General features: G+C 56.1%; 11 protein-coding genes. 4 read left to right on the plus strand and 7 right to left on the minus strand.

The window, feature by feature from the left end; genetic code table 11:
• Positions 1-21: 21 nt before the first annotated feature.
• Genes eno through ACT3RQ_RS10655 form a run of 3 tightly spaced genes read right to left on the minus strand, consistent with a single transcriptional unit; the run spans position 22 to position 3,900 of the window.
• Positions 22-1,311, minus strand: a complete 1,290-nt coding sequence (gene eno, locus ACT3RQ_RS10645; RefSeq protein WP_087107936.1) for a phosphopyruvate hydratase — start codon at positions 1,309-1,311, stop codon at positions 22-24.
• Between the two features lie 57 nt (positions 1,312-1,368).
• A complete protein-coding gene (gene kdsA / locus ACT3RQ_RS10650; RefSeq protein WP_444639969.1) occupies positions 1,369-2,232 on the minus strand; it encodes a 3-deoxy-8-phosphooctulonate synthase in 864 nt (287 codons plus the stop codon).
• 12 nt (positions 2,233-2,244) lie between these two features.
• Positions 2,245-3,900: a CTP synthase gene (locus tag ACT3RQ_RS10655; protein WP_192537403.1), complete on the minus strand. Its 1,656-nt coding sequence runs from the start codon at positions 3,898-3,900 to the stop codon at positions 2,245-2,247.
• Between the two features lie 319 nt (positions 3,901-4,219).
• On the opposite strand from ACT3RQ_RS10655, the gene ACT3RQ_RS10660 reads away from it, so the two are divergent.
• Genes ACT3RQ_RS10660 through ACT3RQ_RS10670 form a run of 3 tightly spaced genes read left to right on the plus strand, consistent with a single transcriptional unit; the run spans position 4,220 to position 8,837 of the window.
• Entirely contained in the window at positions 4,220-6,244 is a 2,025-nt protein-coding gene (locus tag ACT3RQ_RS10660; RefSeq protein WP_225736081.1) for a TonB-dependent receptor, read from the plus strand.
• A gap of 17 nt (positions 6,245-6,261) precedes the next feature.
• Entirely contained in the window at positions 6,262-7,794 is a 1,533-nt protein-coding gene (locus ACT3RQ_RS10665; protein ID WP_087107930.1) for an MFS transporter, read from the plus strand.
• Between the two features lie 5 nt (positions 7,795-7,799).
• Positions 7,800-8,837, plus strand: a complete 1,038-nt coding sequence (locus ACT3RQ_RS10670) for an HlyD family secretion protein (protein WP_087107928.1) — start codon at positions 7,800-7,802, stop codon at positions 8,835-8,837.
• Between the two features lie 72 nt (positions 8,838-8,909).
• Here ACT3RQ_RS10670 and ACT3RQ_RS10675 read toward each other — a convergent pair whose 3' ends face one another.
• From ACT3RQ_RS10675 to ACT3RQ_RS10685, 3 genes are all read right to left on the minus strand, one after another.
• Positions 8,910-10,151, minus strand: coding sequence for an MFS transporter (locus ACT3RQ_RS10675; protein ID WP_087107926.1), 1,242 nt, complete (start codon positions 10,149-10,151; stop codon positions 8,910-8,912).
• Positions 10,152-10,219: 68 nt separating this feature from the next.
• Entirely contained in the window at positions 10,220-11,965 is a 1,746-nt protein-coding gene (locus ACT3RQ_RS10680) for an ABC transporter ATP-binding protein (protein ID WP_192537404.1), read from the minus strand.
• Entirely contained in the window at positions 11,962-13,710 is a 1,749-nt protein-coding gene (locus ACT3RQ_RS10685; protein WP_192537405.1) for an ABC transporter ATP-binding protein, read from the minus strand. Before ACT3RQ_RS10685 ends, ACT3RQ_RS10680 begins: the two co-directional genes overlap by 4 nt.
• Positions 13,711-14,115: 405 nt before the next feature.
• Here ACT3RQ_RS10685 and ACT3RQ_RS10690 point away from each other — a divergent pair, with 405 nt between their 5' ends.
• The gene (locus ACT3RQ_RS10690) at positions 14,116-15,051 is read left to right on the plus strand and encodes a helix-turn-helix transcriptional regulator (RefSeq protein WP_444680456.1); all 936 of its coding nucleotides are present in this window, start codon (positions 14,116-14,118) and stop codon (positions 15,049-15,051) included.
• Between the two features lie 98 nt (positions 15,052-15,149).
• On the opposite strand, the gene ACT3RQ_RS10695 is transcribed toward ACT3RQ_RS10690, so the two are convergent.
• Positions 15,150-16,568, minus strand: coding sequence for an FAD-dependent oxidoreductase (locus ACT3RQ_RS10695; protein WP_192537407.1), 1,419 nt, complete (start codon positions 16,566-16,568; stop codon positions 15,150-15,152).
• Between the last annotated feature and the right edge of the window lie 16 nt (positions 16,569-16,584).

Consider the following 16,584-nt stretch of genomic DNA (forward strand, 5'->3'; position numbering starts at 1 on the left):
CAAGACAGCTAACAAATCCCGTTATTGGCCCTTGATAGCCTTCAAGCCGGGATAAGCGACATCGCCAAGTTCTGACTCAATCACCAACAAGCGGTTATATTTGGCAACCCGGTCAGAGCGGCATAAGGAGCCGGTTTTAATCTGGCCTGCACAGGTGCCCACCGCTAAATCAGCAATGGTGGTGTCTTCTGTTTCACCGGAGCGGTGCGAAATAACCGCAGTAAAGCCTGCATCCTGAGCCATCTTGATGGCGTCCAGCGTTTCAGACAGTGAACCGATTTGGTTAAACTTGATCAAAATCGAGTTACCAATCTGCTCGTCGATACCGCGCTTAAGAATTTTGGTATTGGTAACGAACAGATCGTCGCCCACCAGCTGCACTTTATCGCCCAGCTTGTCGGTGAGGGCTTTCCAGCCATCCCAATCCGACTCATCCATACCGTCTTCAATAGAGACAATCGGATAGTCTTCACACAAGCCTGCCAGGTAGTCAGTAAAGCCTTGTGCATCGTAGCTTTTACCTTCACCGGAAAGATTGTACTGGCCATCCTTGTAGAACTCAGACGACGCGCAGTCGAGTGCCAGCGTGACATCACTGCCTAGCGAATAACCAGCATCCGCCACCGCCTGTTTGATGACAGCCAAGGCATCCGCATTGGACGCCAGGTCAGGGGCAAAGCCACCCTCATCGCCCACAGAGGTAGACAGGCCTTTGGCAGACAGCACCTTCTTCAGCGCGTGGAAAATTTCAGCGCCCATACGCAGGCCTTCACGGAAGTTTTTGGCGCCGACCGGCTGCACCATAAACTCCTGAATATCCACGTTGTTATCCGCATGCTCGCCGCCGTTGATGATGTTCATCATCGGCACGGGCATGCTGTACTGACCTGGCTGACCGTAAAGCTCGGCAATGTGTGCATAAAGCGGCACGCCCTTGGCGTTAGCCGCGGCTTTAGCGGCCGCCAGCGATACCGCGAGAATTGCATTCGCACCCAGAGTGGCTTTGTTGTCAGTGCCATCCAGCGCCAGCATGGCATCGTCCAGACCGCGCTGATCGCGTGCGTCCATACCAAGCAGCGCCTCTCGGATTTTGCCATTGACCGCATCGACAGCTGTCAGTACACCTTTGCCGAGATAGCGTGCTTTGTCGCCATCACGTAGCTCAAGCGCTTCACGCGAACCGGTAGAAGCACCGCTGGGTGCGCAGGCTTCGCCCGTTGCCCCACTTTCAAGGCGCACACGCGCTAGCACCGTCGGGTTACCGCGTGAATCGAGTACTTCCAGTGCACTGATATCTACAATTTTGGTCATGACAGTCTCCTTGGTTGGCGGTCTATTAGAAGGTTATGTATCGCATGATGGCCGCGATCAGCGAATGGTCAACGGCGCAAAATTTTTCACCAATGAATCAAGCTGAGATAGCTGCGTTAAAAATGGCTCAAGCTGGTCAAGCGGCAACGCACAGGGACCATCGCACTTGGCGTTATCCGGATCAGGATGCGCTTCTAAAAACAGCCCCGCAAGCCCGACGCCAACGCCTGCACGGGCAAGTTCGGCGACCTGGGCACGCCGCCCATCCGCACTATCAGCACGCCCGCCGGGGCGTTGCAGCGCATGGGTAACGTCGAAGAACACTGGGTAGCCAGTCTGCTTCATATCGCCAAACCCAAGCATATCGACAATCAGGTTGTTATAGCCAAAGCTTGAACCGCGCTCGCACAGCATCAGGCGATCATTACCGGCTTCCTGAAACTTGCTGAGAATATGGCGCATCTCATGAGGTGCTAAAAACTGGGGCTTTTTGATATTGATCGCGGCACCGGTTTTGGCCATCGCCACCACCAGATCCGTCTGGCGCGCCAGGAAAGCGGGCAACTGGATGATATCCGCGACGTCTGCCGCCTGGGCCGCCTGCCAGGGCTCGTGAACATCGGTGATGATCGGCACGCCATAACGCGACTTGATATCAGCGAGAATCTGCAAGCCTTTTTCAATACCCGGACCACGGTACGAGTGAATCGAGCTGCGGTTGGCCTTGTCAAAGCTCGCCTTGAATACATACGGCATACCGAGCTTTTGCGTCACGCTGACGTAGGCTTGGGCTACCTCGTCGGCAAGCTCTGCCGACTCTAGCACGTTCATGCCGCCAAGCAGCATTAAGGGCAAAGAATTGCCGGCGGTTAGGCCGGCAATGTTGATGTGACGCTCTTGAAAAGGTGCTTGAGAAGACATTGGCTTCCCCCCTTATTCCTGAGGTGTCGCGTGAGATCGGGTACGCGCCGTTTTGTGCTCCAGCGCTGCATTCACAAAGCCCGAGAACAGCGGGTGCCCGTCACGCGGTGTGGAGGTAAATTCCGGGTGGAACTGACACGCCACGTACCAAGGGTGATCGGCCAACTCGATCATTTCAACCAGCGACTGATCAACGCTTTTACCTGAAATTACCAGGCCGGCTTTTTCCAGCTCGTCAATAAACTGGTTATTAACTTCGAAGCGGTGGCGGTGACGTTCAACGATTTCATCAGAGCCGTAAGCTTCACGCGCTTTGCTGCCGGAGGTCAGATGACATATCTGGCCGCCCAGACGCATGGTGCCGCCTAAATCAGACGCCGCATCGCGCAGCTCAATTTTACCTTCCGCATTCAGCCATTCGGTAATCAGGCCGACCACCGGGTGCTGAGTGTCATGGGTAAACTCAGTGGAGTTGGCATCTTTCCAGCCCGCCACGTTACGCGCAAATTCAATAACCGCTACCTGCATCCCTAAGCAGATCCCCAGGTAAGGCACGTTATTTTCGCGGGCAAACTGGGCGGTCATAATTTTGCCTTCCACGCCTCGCTCACCAAAGCCGCCGGGCACCAGAATAGCGTCTTTACCCGCTAGGCGCTCGGTGCCGTGACGTTCGATGTCCTCAGCGTCGATATAGTCGACATTGACTTTGATGCGCCCTTGAATGCCTGCATGAATCAAGGCTTCATTAAGCGACTTGTACGCGTCCAGCAGTTCCATGTACTTACCGACCATGGCGATACTTACGGACTTGAGCGGATTAAGCTTGGAGTCCAGCACTTTCACCCACTCGGAAAGATCGGCGGGCTCGGCATCAAGGCGCAGCTTATCGCAGACGATATCGTCCAGGCCGTGTTCATGAAGCATCAGCGGGATACGGTAGATGGTATCTGCGTCCTGAAGCGGTACGACCGCACGCTCTTCAACGTTGGTAAACAACGCGATTTTGCGGCGTTCGCTCTCTTCAAGCTCGACTTCGCTGCGGCAAATCAGAATATCCGGCTGAATACCAATCGAGCGCAGCTCTTTAACGCTGTGCTGGGTAGGCTTGGTTTTCGTCTCGCCCGCCGTCTTGATATACGGCACCAGCGTCAGGTGCATAAACAGCGCGCGATTAGCACCCTGCTCGCTGCGAATCTGACGGATGGATTCCAAAAACGGCAGCGATTCGATATCGCCGACTGTGCCACCAATTTCCACCAGCGCCACGTCAAAGCCTTCGCCGCCGGCATAAACGCGCTGCTTGATTTCATCAGTGATGTGCGGAATTACCTGCACCGTGCCACCCAGGTAATCACCACGGCGCTCTTTGCGCAGCACGTGCTCGTAAACACGGCCAGTGGTGAAATTATTACGCTGGGTCATCTTGGTACGAATAAAGCGTTCGTAGTGGCCAAGGTCCAGATCGGTTTCGGCGCCATCCTCAGTGACGAACACCTCGCCGTGCTGGAACGGGCTCATGGTGCCCGGGTCCACGTTGATGTACGGGTCGAGCTTGAGCATGGTGACCTTAAGGCCGCGGGCCTCTAAAATCGCCGCCAGCGAGGCCGACGCGATGCCCTTGCCAAGAGAGGACACAACGCCGCCGGTCACGAAGATATATCGTGTCATGGAAAACCTGTCGAAACGTGATCAAAAGGCGTAACAGAAAGCCACACCAGGATGGGACGACAGAATAGCAGACTACGCCCCAAGGCTCAATTTGAACTGAGCAGTCAAAATCAGCTCGGCCGAACCAGAATGGGCAGCTGCCCCAGCCCTGCGCTTGCATACATTCATAGGTAAACCGCCAACCACCATACTTAATAGCAATGATTACTATTTGCCTTAAGAGTATCCTTGTTCTCAGCGTATTCCCCGTACCGATGAGATTGTAGCGGGGAAATTAGCACGTAATGAAATAACATAAGGGAATAAGGGGAAACGAAAGATGCAGCACAAGCGACGTCGAATTTTCCATTTGGCAGCCATGATGAGTTGCCTGCAAGCCGTCCCCGGGTGGGCGAATACGACAAACTCAGCAATAACGACAGAGGGTGAAGCCCCCGCCACCCTCACACCGATAACGGTGACCGCGGAAAAAACCGAGCAGCCACTGGAAAATGTGGCTGCCAGTGTCGCGGTGATTGATGGTTCTGAAATTGAAGCAGCGGGCCTGACCAGCCTCGAACAGTTAGAGGGACGGGTTCCTGGGTTATCGTTTCAGCCATTCGGACAGGCCGGCATGAATTCTCCCGTAATGAGGGGACTAACGGCTAACTTCAACACCTTTTCCACCTCAACGTTGCTTCTGGTGGATGGTGTACCAACACTGTCTGCTCAGGGATTCGAGAGCAGCCTACTTAACGTCGACCGAATCGAGATACTACGCGGCCCTCAGTCCACACTCTATGGCAGTAATGCCGAAGCTGGCGTCATTGCTATCCACACCCAGCCGATGGACAACCAACCTCGCGCCACTGTTAGCGGTGAAGCCGGCAACCATGGCCATCGAGCCGTTCGCTTCGCCGTCAGTCACCCCATCGTTCAGGACAATCTCTATGCCAGTATTGCGGGTAGCACGTCGAGTGAGGATGGTTTTATCGACAACATCCACACCGGCAGTAATGAAGATGACCGCAATCGGCACGATCTCAACCTAGGGCTGCGCTGGACGCCTGGTGATGCGACTGATTTGGCACTGCGCTATACGCGCCAAGAGTATGATGATGGTGCATCCCGCTGGGGGGCACCTAGCGCGCATCGTGCCACTGTTGCCTCAGGCACCCCAAGTTGGAACCGATCCTGGGGGCAAACCCTAGCACTAACCGCGGAACATGAATTCGCCTCGGACTTGAGTCTCCATTCCGTCACTGCCTGGAATGATTTCCGGGATCATATACAGCAGGATACCGATTTCAGGGCCGAGGATATCTTGCACGTAGGTCGTGACAACCGGCTACGCACGCTATCCCAGGAGCTTCGCTTAGAGGGTGCTCTTGGCGAGACAGAGTGGTTGCTCGGCGTCTACGGCGATAGCAGTGATAACCGGCTGCATAGTATCAGCAAAAATATGATGGGCTCTGTGGATCTTCATGCCAATCAGGAAAGCCAAACGACAGCCCTGTTTACCCATTGGAACCTACCCTTGGCACAACACTGGCGCCTTTCTACCGGTGGGCGCATTGAGCACAATCAGGTGGAACTACACCCACGTGGTGCGGCAAGCCGGTCGGAATCATGGTCGCACTTTTCGCCCAAGATCGCGTTGCAATATGAAATCAGCCCACGCAATCAGTGGTACGCCAGTATCTCGCGAGGCGTGCGTAGCGGTGGGTTCAATATATTATCCCCCGCAACGAACTATCAGTCCTTCGGTCCAGAGAAAACTTGGTCCTACGAGACCGGCGCTAAGGGTTGGCTAGCCGAAGGGCGCCTGCGTTACTCTCTCGCCGCCTATCTGATGGACATCGACAACATGCAAGTCATGCAAATGCCCACCGCCGGCATGATGTACATCACCAATGCTGCCACAGCCACCTCTAAAGGGGTAGAACTCGACCTTGACTATCTGCTTGGCGATGGGTGGCAAATTAAAGGGGGGTTAGCCTGGAACCATACCCGATTTGATCAATTCCAAGATGGCTCAGCCGACTACGCTGGTAATCACAATCCTTTCGCTCCCGATTTTACCGGTTATTTGAGCCTACGCTACGACGATCCAGAAGGCTGGTACACCCAGGGCAGCCTGGTCGGTAGCAGCAAAGTCTACCTAGACGCCGCCAACCAATACGAGCGTAACGACTATGCACTGCTCAACTTGGTCGCTGGCTATCAGTTAGGTGATTGGGAGCTCGCCGCCTACGCCGACAACATCGGCGATAAGCGCTATGACGCCGTGGGCTACCAGAACGGCTTCGTCACCATCTACAGCCCGCCCCGGGAGGTAGGAATGCGCTTCACTTGGCGATTGTGATCGCCGGAGCGCTCTCCATGCCTAATACCCGCACCGCCACCCCAGCCCAGCCTGTTTTTGGCCCTCGGCTTATCGCCGGGCTGACCGGCGTATTCATCGCAGCCATCATGGCAGGATTTAACAACCGGGTTCCTGCCTTATCATTGCCAGATATTCGCGGCGCCCATGGTTTGGGTGCCGACGCTGCCTCCTGGCTGGATACCGTCTATCTCGTTGGCGAAATCACGGTACAACCGTTTGCCGCCTGGTTCGCCATCACCCTATCACTGCGCCGTTATCAACTGGTGTTAATCTCCGCTGCCACGCTGCTCGGATTACTACTGCCCTTTGCCCAGTCGCTACCGTCCATGCTCCTACTGCGCGGTCTGCAAGGTGCCGTCGCTGGCGGTCTGATCCCGACACTGATGATGGCAGCGCTGCGTTTTCTGCCGTTTCATATTCGCCTGCACGGTTTGGCGCTATTCGCCATGACTGCCACCCTAGCACCCAATCTGGCGGTGTGGCTGGCTGGCGTGTGGACAGATCAGTTGTTCGACTGGCGGTGGGTCTACTGGCAAATCGTTCCGCTGGGTATGTTCAGCTTAGCGCTATGTGCATGGGGCCTCCCTCAGGATCCACCACGCCATGAGCGCTTCGGTCAGGGCAACTGGATCGGCCATATTTGTCTGGTTACCGGATTAGCGCTGCTTGCGATAGTTCTCAGTCAGGGTGTACGTCTTGGCTGGTTTCATTCAACACTGATCTGCAGTGCACTTGCTGGCGGCCTAATCGCCACCTTCGCCGGTCTGCTCAGCGAGTGGCATCATCCCAGCCCTTTTATCCGCCTTCAACTGCTTTCCCGGCGCAACCTTGGGCTGGGCTTCACCCTGTTTGTTGGGCTGTTGGTTGTGCTGATGTCCGGCGCTCTACTGCCGCTTAATTTTCTCGCCCAAGTGCAAGGTTATAGACCACTGCAATCCAGTGCCGTTGGGCTCACCATCGGGCTACCACAGTTGGTGCTCGGCTCCCTGGTGGCTCTGCTTCTATACCAGCCTTGGATGGATGCACGCAAGGTATTTGCCACTGGCCTGCTGATTGTGGCGATAGCCTGCTGGCTAGGCGCCCAAATCACCAGTGAATGGATGTGGCACCAGTTCGTCGCTGTACAAGCACTGCAAGCGATCGGCCAGCCAATGGCGGTGGTCTCACTGCTATTTCTGGCTACCAGTGTGGTACAGCCAATGGAAGGCCCCTTCGTATCCGGGCTGGTGAATATGCTGCGCGCCTTCGGCACCGCCCTGGGCAGCGCGCTGGTCACTCAGTTGATACTGATTCAAAGCCATTTTCACAGCGACATGTTGCTGGACAGCATGGCTCGAGCTGGCGCCGCCCTAGGAATGCATGAAGACCAACTGATGACGTTGTCCGACGCCGTCACTACCCAAGCCGTCACGCTGGCCACCGCCGACGCTTACCGGGCACTTAGCGTGCTTGCCCTGATGCTGATTCCGCTGACGCTCTGTCTCACGCCCGTAACGCCACCGTCACCTCCCTCTCGTTCACCGGAATAATAGCCATGACCTCATTACGTCGCTTGCGAACTCCTTTCATTCTGATACTCCTGGCCCTGGCAATTACGGGTGTCTATGCGCTGAACCGCCCGGAAAGCGCCGCCAGATATCAATCCACCAACGATGCTTATATACAGGCAGATCTAACACGGGTGGCGTCGCAGGTTGCCGGTCGTGTACAGCGGGTACTGGTGGAAGAAAACCAGACGGTGAGCGTCGGCGACCTGCTAGTAGAGATCGATGACAGCGATACACGAGCTAAGGTGGAAGAAGCAAGTGCTGGACTGGCCCAGGCAGCTGCGGAAATCGTCAGTCTACAAGCGCAAATCGTGCGTCAGGAAAGTCGCATTCATCAAGCACAGGCAAAACTTGACGTCGATCAGGCCGCAGTGACACTGGCTCGACAGGAGCGAGAACGCTACCTCAACCTGCGCGCCCGCGGTGCCGGTACCGTTCAGTCGCTGCAAAGGGCAGAGGCAGAGTTAGCTGCATCAAGGGCCACCCTGATCGGCGACCAGGCCGCCTATACCGCTACCCAACAGGCGTTGGAAGTGTTGCAGGCCGACCTAGAGAAAGCCCAAGCGGCGCAAAACATCGCTCAGGCCAAACTGGACGCAGCGGAATTGGCATTATCCTACACCCACATTACAGCACCGGTGAAAGGTATCGTCGCTCAGAAAGTGGTGCGCCTCGGCGGCTATATGAAAATCGGTGAAACGCTGCTGACCTTAGTTCCTCTGGACAATCTCTATATCACCGCCAATTTCCGTGAAACACAAATCGCCCGTATGCGGCCCAGCCAACCGGTAAGTTTCACCATCGATGCTCTCCCCAACATCACCCTAACCGGCAGAGTGGATAGCCTAGGCCCAGCCAGCTCGGTGAGCTTTTCAGCCATTCAACCCCACAACGCCACAGGTAATTTCACCAAGATCGTCCAACGTCTACCGGTGCGCATCGCCATCGATCCAGGTCAACCTCAAGCCCAACAGTTAAAAGTCGGCATGTCAGTGGTGCCGGAAGTCGACACCGGACACGGCTAACATCACGATGTTCTCAGCACAACCGACCTAGCTCCGCAGTACCCCACTATAGTGACCACAACGGTTCGGGAATCAGGCGACACGCCCCATCTTTGGTGGCATCTCGCCCATGCCCCGCACAAATCGCAGGCTCCAGTAACCTATTCCCAGCATGCCAGCCATCAGAGCGCTTAACATGCCCAGATACCCGAAATGGTCAAGCAGCAGCCCTGCGAGCATGGGCACAACCGTACGCGTGAGCACGAATAGACTCGATTGCAGACCATAGTCCACAGCCGTCAAACCTTCACGGGTGTAGTACATCATCATGCCAAACACTAATCCAGCCGAGGCGCCCATGGCCAGCGCCAGAAGCACGGTGCAGGCAGTTAGCAACGGCAAGCTCGCATGGCTGGCCAACGCCGCCGATAATGCAGCCAAGGCAACGAGGGCGAGCATTGCAAAGCCAGGCAGGGCATAGTGCAAACCACGACGGTAAGTGACATAACCGCCTAGCAGACTGCCCAAAGCACCGACCACGCCACCCAGCAAACCAGCTACCACGGCCACCTGACCGGACGGCAGTCCTTGATCGAGCAGTAACGGTTTAAGGTATACCCAGGCAGTGCCAATAAAGGGGAAATAGAGCATCAACACGACCACCCAACGGCGACGCTGAGCAGAAGCGAAATAGCCAACCCATTGGCGCACCCCCACCTCTGAGCGTTTGGGTGTCGCTATCGTATCAAGATGCACTGGGCGTATGAGATAAAGTCCGACAAGGGCCAACAACAGTCCAACCCCCAGCACAAAGAACGGCCAAGACCAGCCAACACGATCATGCAAAATGAGCATCGCACCACCCCCGAACACTGCCCCCAATGAACTGGCGGCTGAACGGATAGTGCCTGCGCGCATACGTTCAGTCTCGGGTAAACAGCGAATAGCCAAGGCATTGACCGGCGCGTCGGCCCAAGTGCCGAATAAGCTAGCCAGCATCGCCAGGGCGAATAACGTCGTGAAGCCCGTTTTTCCTATGTCGAGCCCCGCCAGCGCTACAAGGCTTGCGGCATAACCGACCAACAGTACTAAGCTCCAGCGCCGATAACCGGCGGTATCTCGCGCCCAGCGATCTACCGGAGCAGCCAATACGAACTTGAGCACGGCCGGCAACCCTGCCAATTGGAAGAGGCCGATGGCGGTGCCGGACCACCCCTGCTGGCGCATCACCAGCGGTAACCCTAGGTAGAGATAGATCATTGGTGCGGTCATAGCGAAGTTGATCCAGCCGAGCAGCAACTGCAACGACCAGTACGAAATGGCGGGGGCTTTCATGTCGGTATTCCCAGGTTTTAAGTTTCTGGAGCTAAACGCTTAAGGTACTCGTTGCTAAGCATGTGTTTTTAAGCGCTGGCTGGCTGCGCGAGCAACTGGACATATTGCTCGCAACGGTGCAGCAACTGCTCATGAGAGCCCTGATCGAGAATGCAGCCATCCTGCAGGAGTACGACCCTGTCAGCCTGAGCAATGGTGCTTGGACGATGTGCTACCACCAGTAGCGTGTACTGCCCACGAAGCGCCAACAAGGCCTGCTGCAGGGCATGTTCACTGTCAGCATCGAGGCTGGATGAAGCTTCATCCATTACCAGCACGGGCGCTTGAGACAGCAGTGCCCGGGCGATGGCGATACGCTGACGCTGACCACCTGAAAGCCGCGCACCATTCGCGCCGCAACGCGTTTGGTAGCCCTCAGGTAGGGCCTGAATGAAATCGTGGGCCTGGGCCTGATGCGCAGCGATTTCGATTTCCTGCTGCGTCGCCTCTGGTTTGCCCAAGCGCAAGTTGCCCTCGATACTGTCGTCAAACAAGTAGGCCTCCTGACCAACCCAGGCGATCCAGTGGCGCAGCTCGGATAGGGGAATATCACGCAGATCTTCGCTGCCCAGCTTCACTGTGCCGCTCTGCACCTCATAGAAGCGCATTAGTAAGTTGGCGCAGGTGGTCTTGCCAGATCCAGAGGGGCCAACCAGTGCGACCATCTCACCCGTTTCTACCCGGAAGTTGACACCCTGCAGCACAGGGCGCTCGGAATGGGCGAACACCACTTGGTTGAATTCGATGCTGGCATCCTTAGGCAATCGCTGGCCATTGTCCTGAATCGGCGAACGCTGATGCAGCAACGCCAACACCCGTGCCGCACTGGCGCGCACTGCACCCAGTTGGCTGGCACTGCGCGCTACCTCTGCCAAAGGTAGCAGTGCCGCGCCTACCAGCACGACCGATAGCGGAACTTGAGCCAACGCTAGGGCTTGATATTCAAGCAACACTGCGCTGGCCACCAGCGCGGTGATCAATGCTAAGGACTGGATCAGCTCTATACCGCCTTGCTCCGCGCCTGTTCGCAAGGCGTAACGACGCTGCTCGCTCTTCAGCCGCGCCAGATACTGCCCCAGCCGAGCGCGCCAAGCCGCCTCCTGATTGAACAAGAGGATCTCTCGACGCGCCTCAATGCCCTCAATCACTTCAGCGTTTAGTCCCGCTAGCGCGGCATTCATCTCGCGCCCCTGGCGAAAAGCACGCTCCCCCAGCCAGAATGGCACGCTGGTCAGAGTCGGCAGAAATGGCAGTAACACTAAAGTAAGCCAAGGCTGTATCCAGGCCAGCGCCAGCAGTGCCAACAGCGGTACCACAACTGCAGCGATGGTATCGGCCAGGGTGTGGGCAAAAAAGTGTTCCAGCGCCTGAGCATCGTTCAGCGCCACGTTGGCCTGCTCGCCGCTGCGGGTGTCGGACAAACCACCTGGGGCGGCACGCTCTAGACCGTCGTAAATGCCCACCTGCAGCGTTTCGATCAGAGCAAAAGCAAAGGCATGGGAGATATGTGCCTGCCACCAGCGACCACCGGCCCCAGCAACGGCGCTGACAAGCATGCCCCAAAGCACGGGTTGCCAGAGGCTCTCCGGTGCACCCGTCAGCGCCAAACCTGCTAGCCAGGCACCCAACGCAAGGCTTGTCACCATGCCAGCCTGGGCAATGAGCGTAGCAGCGATAGTGAGTGCTAGCAGGCGCGGCTGGCCAGCGGAAAGGCGTAACAGGTCACCCCATGTGCTACGCGGCCCCTGGGGAATTTCGTGGGCATTGACTTTCATATTAGTTCTTCCTCGGTTTGGGGCGACGCTTCGTGGGCGTGCTGCCGGTTCCAGAGGCGCGCATAGAGGCCATTTCGGGTCAGTAGGTTGTGGTGATCACCGATCTCAACTAAACGACCACGATCAAGCACCAGAATGCGGTCGGCATTCCGAACGTTGGCTAGACGATGTGCAATCACCAGTAGCGAACGCTGACCGCGAAGCCGCTCGATGGCCTCTCCAATGTGGGTTTCGCTGGCAACGTCCACGTTCGCGGTCGCCTCGTCCAACACCATGACCGGTGTATTTTTTAGCCAAGCACGTGCGATAGCTATGCGCTGTCGCTGACCGCCAGAAAGTCGCGCGCCGCCTTCTCCCACGGCAGTGGCAACGCCTTTTTCAAGACTTGAAATCCACGATTCCAGTGACGCTACCCGGCATGCCTCAGCCAGATCCTCATCACTGGCTTGAGGAGCCCCCATCCTCAAGTTCTCTTCGATGCTGCCATGCAGCAGCACACTATGTTGGAACACGCCACTGACGTTTTCGTATACGTCATTGACGCGCAAATCGCGAAGATCAACGCCGCCCAGGCTGACGCGGCCGCAGTCAGGTGCAACAAAGCGCATCAATAGAGCTGCCAGGGTCGATTTTCCTGCGCCAGAGGGCCCTACCACAGCCACGAACTCACCAGGCTCAAGCGTAAAATTCACATTGTGCAACGCAGGTTCGCAGCCACCCGGCCAGGTATAACTAACGCTATCAAAGGCCACTCCATGATGGGTCGGTAAAGCCCGGGCCTCAATCGGCTCTGGCACCCCAGGTATAGCGTCAAGTAAACGAATGACGGGGGCCGCCGCCGCATTACCCGACCATGCAATGTGGAAGGTCTTATCAAGCTTTTCCAGCGTACCGAAGGCCTCGCGGGCCAGCAGCACAACGGCCAACAACGCAAACGGCGATAGCTCACCGGCAACGGCGCGCTGAGCGCTAAGCGCAGTCACCAACGCTAAACCACCCAAGCTAAGCAGCCCTGTTGCGCCGTTACGCATGAGAATGGCGTAAAGCACACCCATGGCCTGCTCACGCAGATCCCGTGCCTGTTGACTGAGTACCTGACGGCGCCGGGTCTGAGCATTGAAGGCCTTGAGCGTGGTGACGCCGCGCAAGCTGTCGAGCAAATACGCGGAAAAACGCCCCATACTCGCGAACAACCCACCTGCAGAAGCGCGCCGCCAACGCAACCAGAGGCGATCAGTAAAGGGTAGCGCCAGCGCAGCAAGAGCAGCCACAAGGGCAGAACGGCTATCGAAATACGCCATTAGCAGTAGCACACCCCCGCCACCAAACACCGCACCCAGCACTGCAGGCACATAACGGCTGTAATAGGCTTGCAAGGCTTCCACCGACTGCACCAAGGTGGTACTCAGTTCCCCGCTATCTCGGTCGCTGGCCGGATCAGCCGCCACACGTAATACCTGACCAATCAGGCGCTGACGCAAGTAGTGCCGGGCAAGCCCTGCCACACGCATAGCGAGTGCTTCAGACAACCCCATCAGCACGATGCGTAGCCAAGTAAAAACAAAAAAAACCGACAGCGGCCACCATAGTTCGGACAATGGCTGGTCAGCGAATAGCCCGGCCAAAGCACTGGCTAAGCATAGCGCCTGACCAACATGACAGGCGGTGACAACCACTTGGCCGAACGCAGCCAGTAAAATCGAAGGACGCAAAGGCCGCGACAAGCGCCAGAGAACCGGGTTCATGAATTCTCCTTCGCGTTAGTCAGCGCAGAGACTAATGATGGGTATTTGCCTGTCAGCGATGATATTACAAGGATCGAAATCATCAGTTCCTCCTCTTTTGACCACATACACTGAAACGGATATGCCCTAAAAACACACTCCCCGCTCAACACCAACTCAGACGGTGTGTAAGCGGCAACTTCCACTTGGCTGAGCAGTCAACGAATGATACTTTCAAAATAAATACACATCATTCTCATTTAATATTGCATCCAGCGTTATTCATATCCTATTCCGACTAGGCTGTTTTTATGCCTATGGGGCTTGTGCTCTTATGAGCTCAATCACAAGGCGACTGGTTCTGCAATGATTGGATGCTCTGCAATAGAGAGCACTCAGTAGGATGGAAATAAGGAAGGCTTTGCTGTGAATAATTTGTCACGCCCAACGTTGACCACTGCTCAACATCTAACTGAATGGGTTTCCCATAAGTGCGATTTACCCCATCGCCATACCCTGATTGAGCGGCTGGATTGCGAAGCAGGCTTTTCCGTTGTTCGTTCCAAAATCTCGTCTGGACGTGTATTACGTGAAGTCTGTCAACACGAAGGCAATGAGCGCACCCTGGTGATTACTTTCGGCTTATCTGGTCAATCAGAGTTTCTTGACCGTACAGGCAATCGTCTGCACTTCTCGGCTAACCAAACGACAGTGTCTGTATTTCAGGAAGGGGGTGGTGAGCGCCGCTACGCCGCCGACAAGCAGACTCAGCAGTTACGATTAGTGGTATCGGAATCGGCATTAAGGCGTTATATCGGACCACAGCGCTGTGACCAACTGCTCGGTAAGCCCTTGCGTCACAATGAAAGCTTTCGCCAACTATCTCACGTTAACAGCCGCGCCAGTCAACATCTAAGCTTTTACAAGCACCCGTGGGTAGGTGAGCAGGACGGATTACGCCAGCGTATCCATGCCCTCAGCTTACTCGGCGAACAACTCAACCTGCTAACCCCTGCGGAGGGGCAGAAAGAACGAATTATCGGGCGAGACGTGGACTTGCTTGAAAGAATCGAAGCCTATATGCGTGCGCGCTTGGATCAGCCTCTAAACAATGCCTACTTGTGCGCCAAACTTGGTATCAGTGAATACAAACTCAAGGGGTGCTTTCGCCAAGCCTATGACACAAGCCCTGCCCAACACCTGCTAGCAATGCGCATGCAGCGAGCGCAAGAATTACTGGCCGCAGGATATCGGGTATCGGAATCGGCCTATCAGGTCGGCTACCAGCACCCAAATAATTTCACTGCCGCCTTCACAAAGTTTTTCGGCTGTACGCCGAAATCGGTGCGAGGAGCACACTAGCAGTATGTCGAATCAAAGGCTGGGGAGTCTCGCGTTTGCCTGATGCCGGGGTAGTCGCGGAGCCAATTAAGGCCCCGGACAGCTGGAGTAAAGGTGAATTACACGCCCAGGTAGTTCATGATGCCTTCTGCGGCCTGGCGGCCTTCATAAATAGCCGTGACCACCAGGTCAGAGCCGCGCACCATATCGCCGCCGGCAAAGATTTTTTCATTGCTGGTCTGAAAGGCGAACTGGCCGTGCTCTGGGGCTTTTACCAGGTCACGCTCGTTCAGATCAATGCGCGAGCCCTCAAACCAGGGCGCAGGGCTTGCCTGGAAACCAAACGCTACGACCACGGCATCGGCGGCAATAATCTCTTCAGAACCTGGTACCACCTCAGGGCGGCGGCGACCGTTTTCGTCAGGCTCGCCGAGTCGAGTGCGCACAACCTTCACGCCTTCAACCTTCTCTTCGCCCACCACCGCCACCGGCTGGCGGTTGAACAGGAACTCGACGCCCTCTTCGCGCGCGTTGGTTACTTCACGGCGAGAGCCGGGCATGTTCTCTTCGTCACGGCGATAAGCACAGGTAACGCTCGCAGCACCCTGGCGGATCGAGGTGCGGTTACAGTCCATGGCGGTATCGCCACCGCCGAGAACAACGACGCGCTTGCCTTCCATCGAGATGTAATCGTTGGGATCTTTTTCGAATCCCAGGCAGCGGTTGACGTTAGCGATCAGGAAATCGAGCGCCTTGTACACGCCGGGCAGGTCTTCACCGGGGAAGCCGCCTTCCATGTATTTATACGTCCCCATGCCCAGGAAAACCGCGTCGTACTCCTGGAGCAGCGTATCGAACTCGATATCCGTACCGATTTCGGTATTCAGGCGAAACTCGATACCCATTTCCTCGAATACCGCCCGACGACGCTCCATCACGTTCTTTTCAAGCTTGAACTCAGGAATGCCGAAGGTTAACAGGCCACCGATTTCCGGGTACTTATCAAATACCACGGGCTTGACGCCGTTGCGCGCCAGAATATCGGCACAGCCAAGCCCGGCAGGCCCGGCGCCGACAATCGCGACTTTTTTATCCGTCCACACGACCTTGGACATGTCCGGGCGCCAGCCCATGGCAAACGCAGTATCGGTAATGTACTTCTCGACAGAACCGATGGTGACCGCGCCAAAGCCGTCATTGAGCGTGCAGTCGCCTTCACACAGCCGATCTTGCGGGCATACGCGGCCACATACTTCGGGCAGCGAGTTGGTTTTATGCGAAAGCTCAGCGGCTTCGATGATGTTGCCTTCCACGACCAGCTGTAGCCAGTTGGGAATGTAATTGTGAACCGGGCATTTCCACTCACAGTAAGGGTTGCCGCAATGCAGGCAGCGATGCGCCTGGCTTGCCGCATCAGTGGGTTTGAACGGTTCGTAAATCTCAGCGAATTCTTTGGCACGCGTATGGGCGGCTTTTTTCTGTGGGTCTTGACGACCCACATCAACAAACTGGAAATCGTTGTTTAAACGGTTAGCCATGATTTCTCTCCTCGAA

Origin of the sequence: Halomonas sp. AOP43-D1-4 (assembly GCF_052446175.1) — a bacterium.
GTDB lineage: Bacteria > Pseudomonadota > Gammaproteobacteria > Pseudomonadales > Halomonadaceae > Vreelandella > Vreelandella citrativorans.

Bases quoted from the DNA above. Each gene is read 5' to 3' on its own strand.
- eno (WP_087107936.1), bottom strand. From the start codon at position 1,311: ATGACCAAAATTGTAGATATCAGTGCACTGGAAGTACTCGATTCACGC.
- kdsA (WP_444639969.1), bottom strand. From the start codon at position 2,232: ATGTCTTCTCAAGCACCTTTTCAAGAGCGTCACATCAACATTGCCGGC.
- ACT3RQ_RS10655 (WP_192537403.1), bottom strand. From the start codon at position 3,900: ATGACACGATATATCTTCGTGACCGGCGGCGTTGTGTCCTCTCTTGGC.
- ACT3RQ_RS10660 (WP_225736081.1), top strand. From the start codon at position 4,220: ATGCAGCACAAGCGACGTCGAATTTTCCATTTGGCAGCCATGATGAGT.
- ACT3RQ_RS10665 (WP_087107930.1), top strand. From the start codon at position 6,262: ATGCCTAATACCCGCACCGCCACCCCAGCCCAGCCTGTTTTTGGCCCT.
- ACT3RQ_RS10670 (WP_087107928.1), top strand. From the start codon at position 7,800: ATGACCTCATTACGTCGCTTGCGAACTCCTTTCATTCTGATACTCCTG.
- ACT3RQ_RS10675 (WP_087107926.1), bottom strand. From the start codon at position 10,151: ATGAAAGCCCCCGCCATTTCGTACTGGTCGTTGCAGTTGCTGCTCGGC.
- ACT3RQ_RS10680 (WP_192537404.1), bottom strand. From the start codon at position 11,965: ATGAAAGTCAATGCCCACGAAATTCCCCAGGGGCCGCGTAGCACATGG.
- ACT3RQ_RS10685 (WP_192537405.1), bottom strand. From the start codon at position 13,710: ATGAACCCGGTTCTCTGGCGCTTGTCGCGGCCTTTGCGTCCTTCGATT.
- ACT3RQ_RS10695 (WP_192537407.1), bottom strand. From the start codon at position 16,568: ATGGCTAACCGTTTAAACAACGATTTCCAGTTTGTTGATGTGGGTCGT.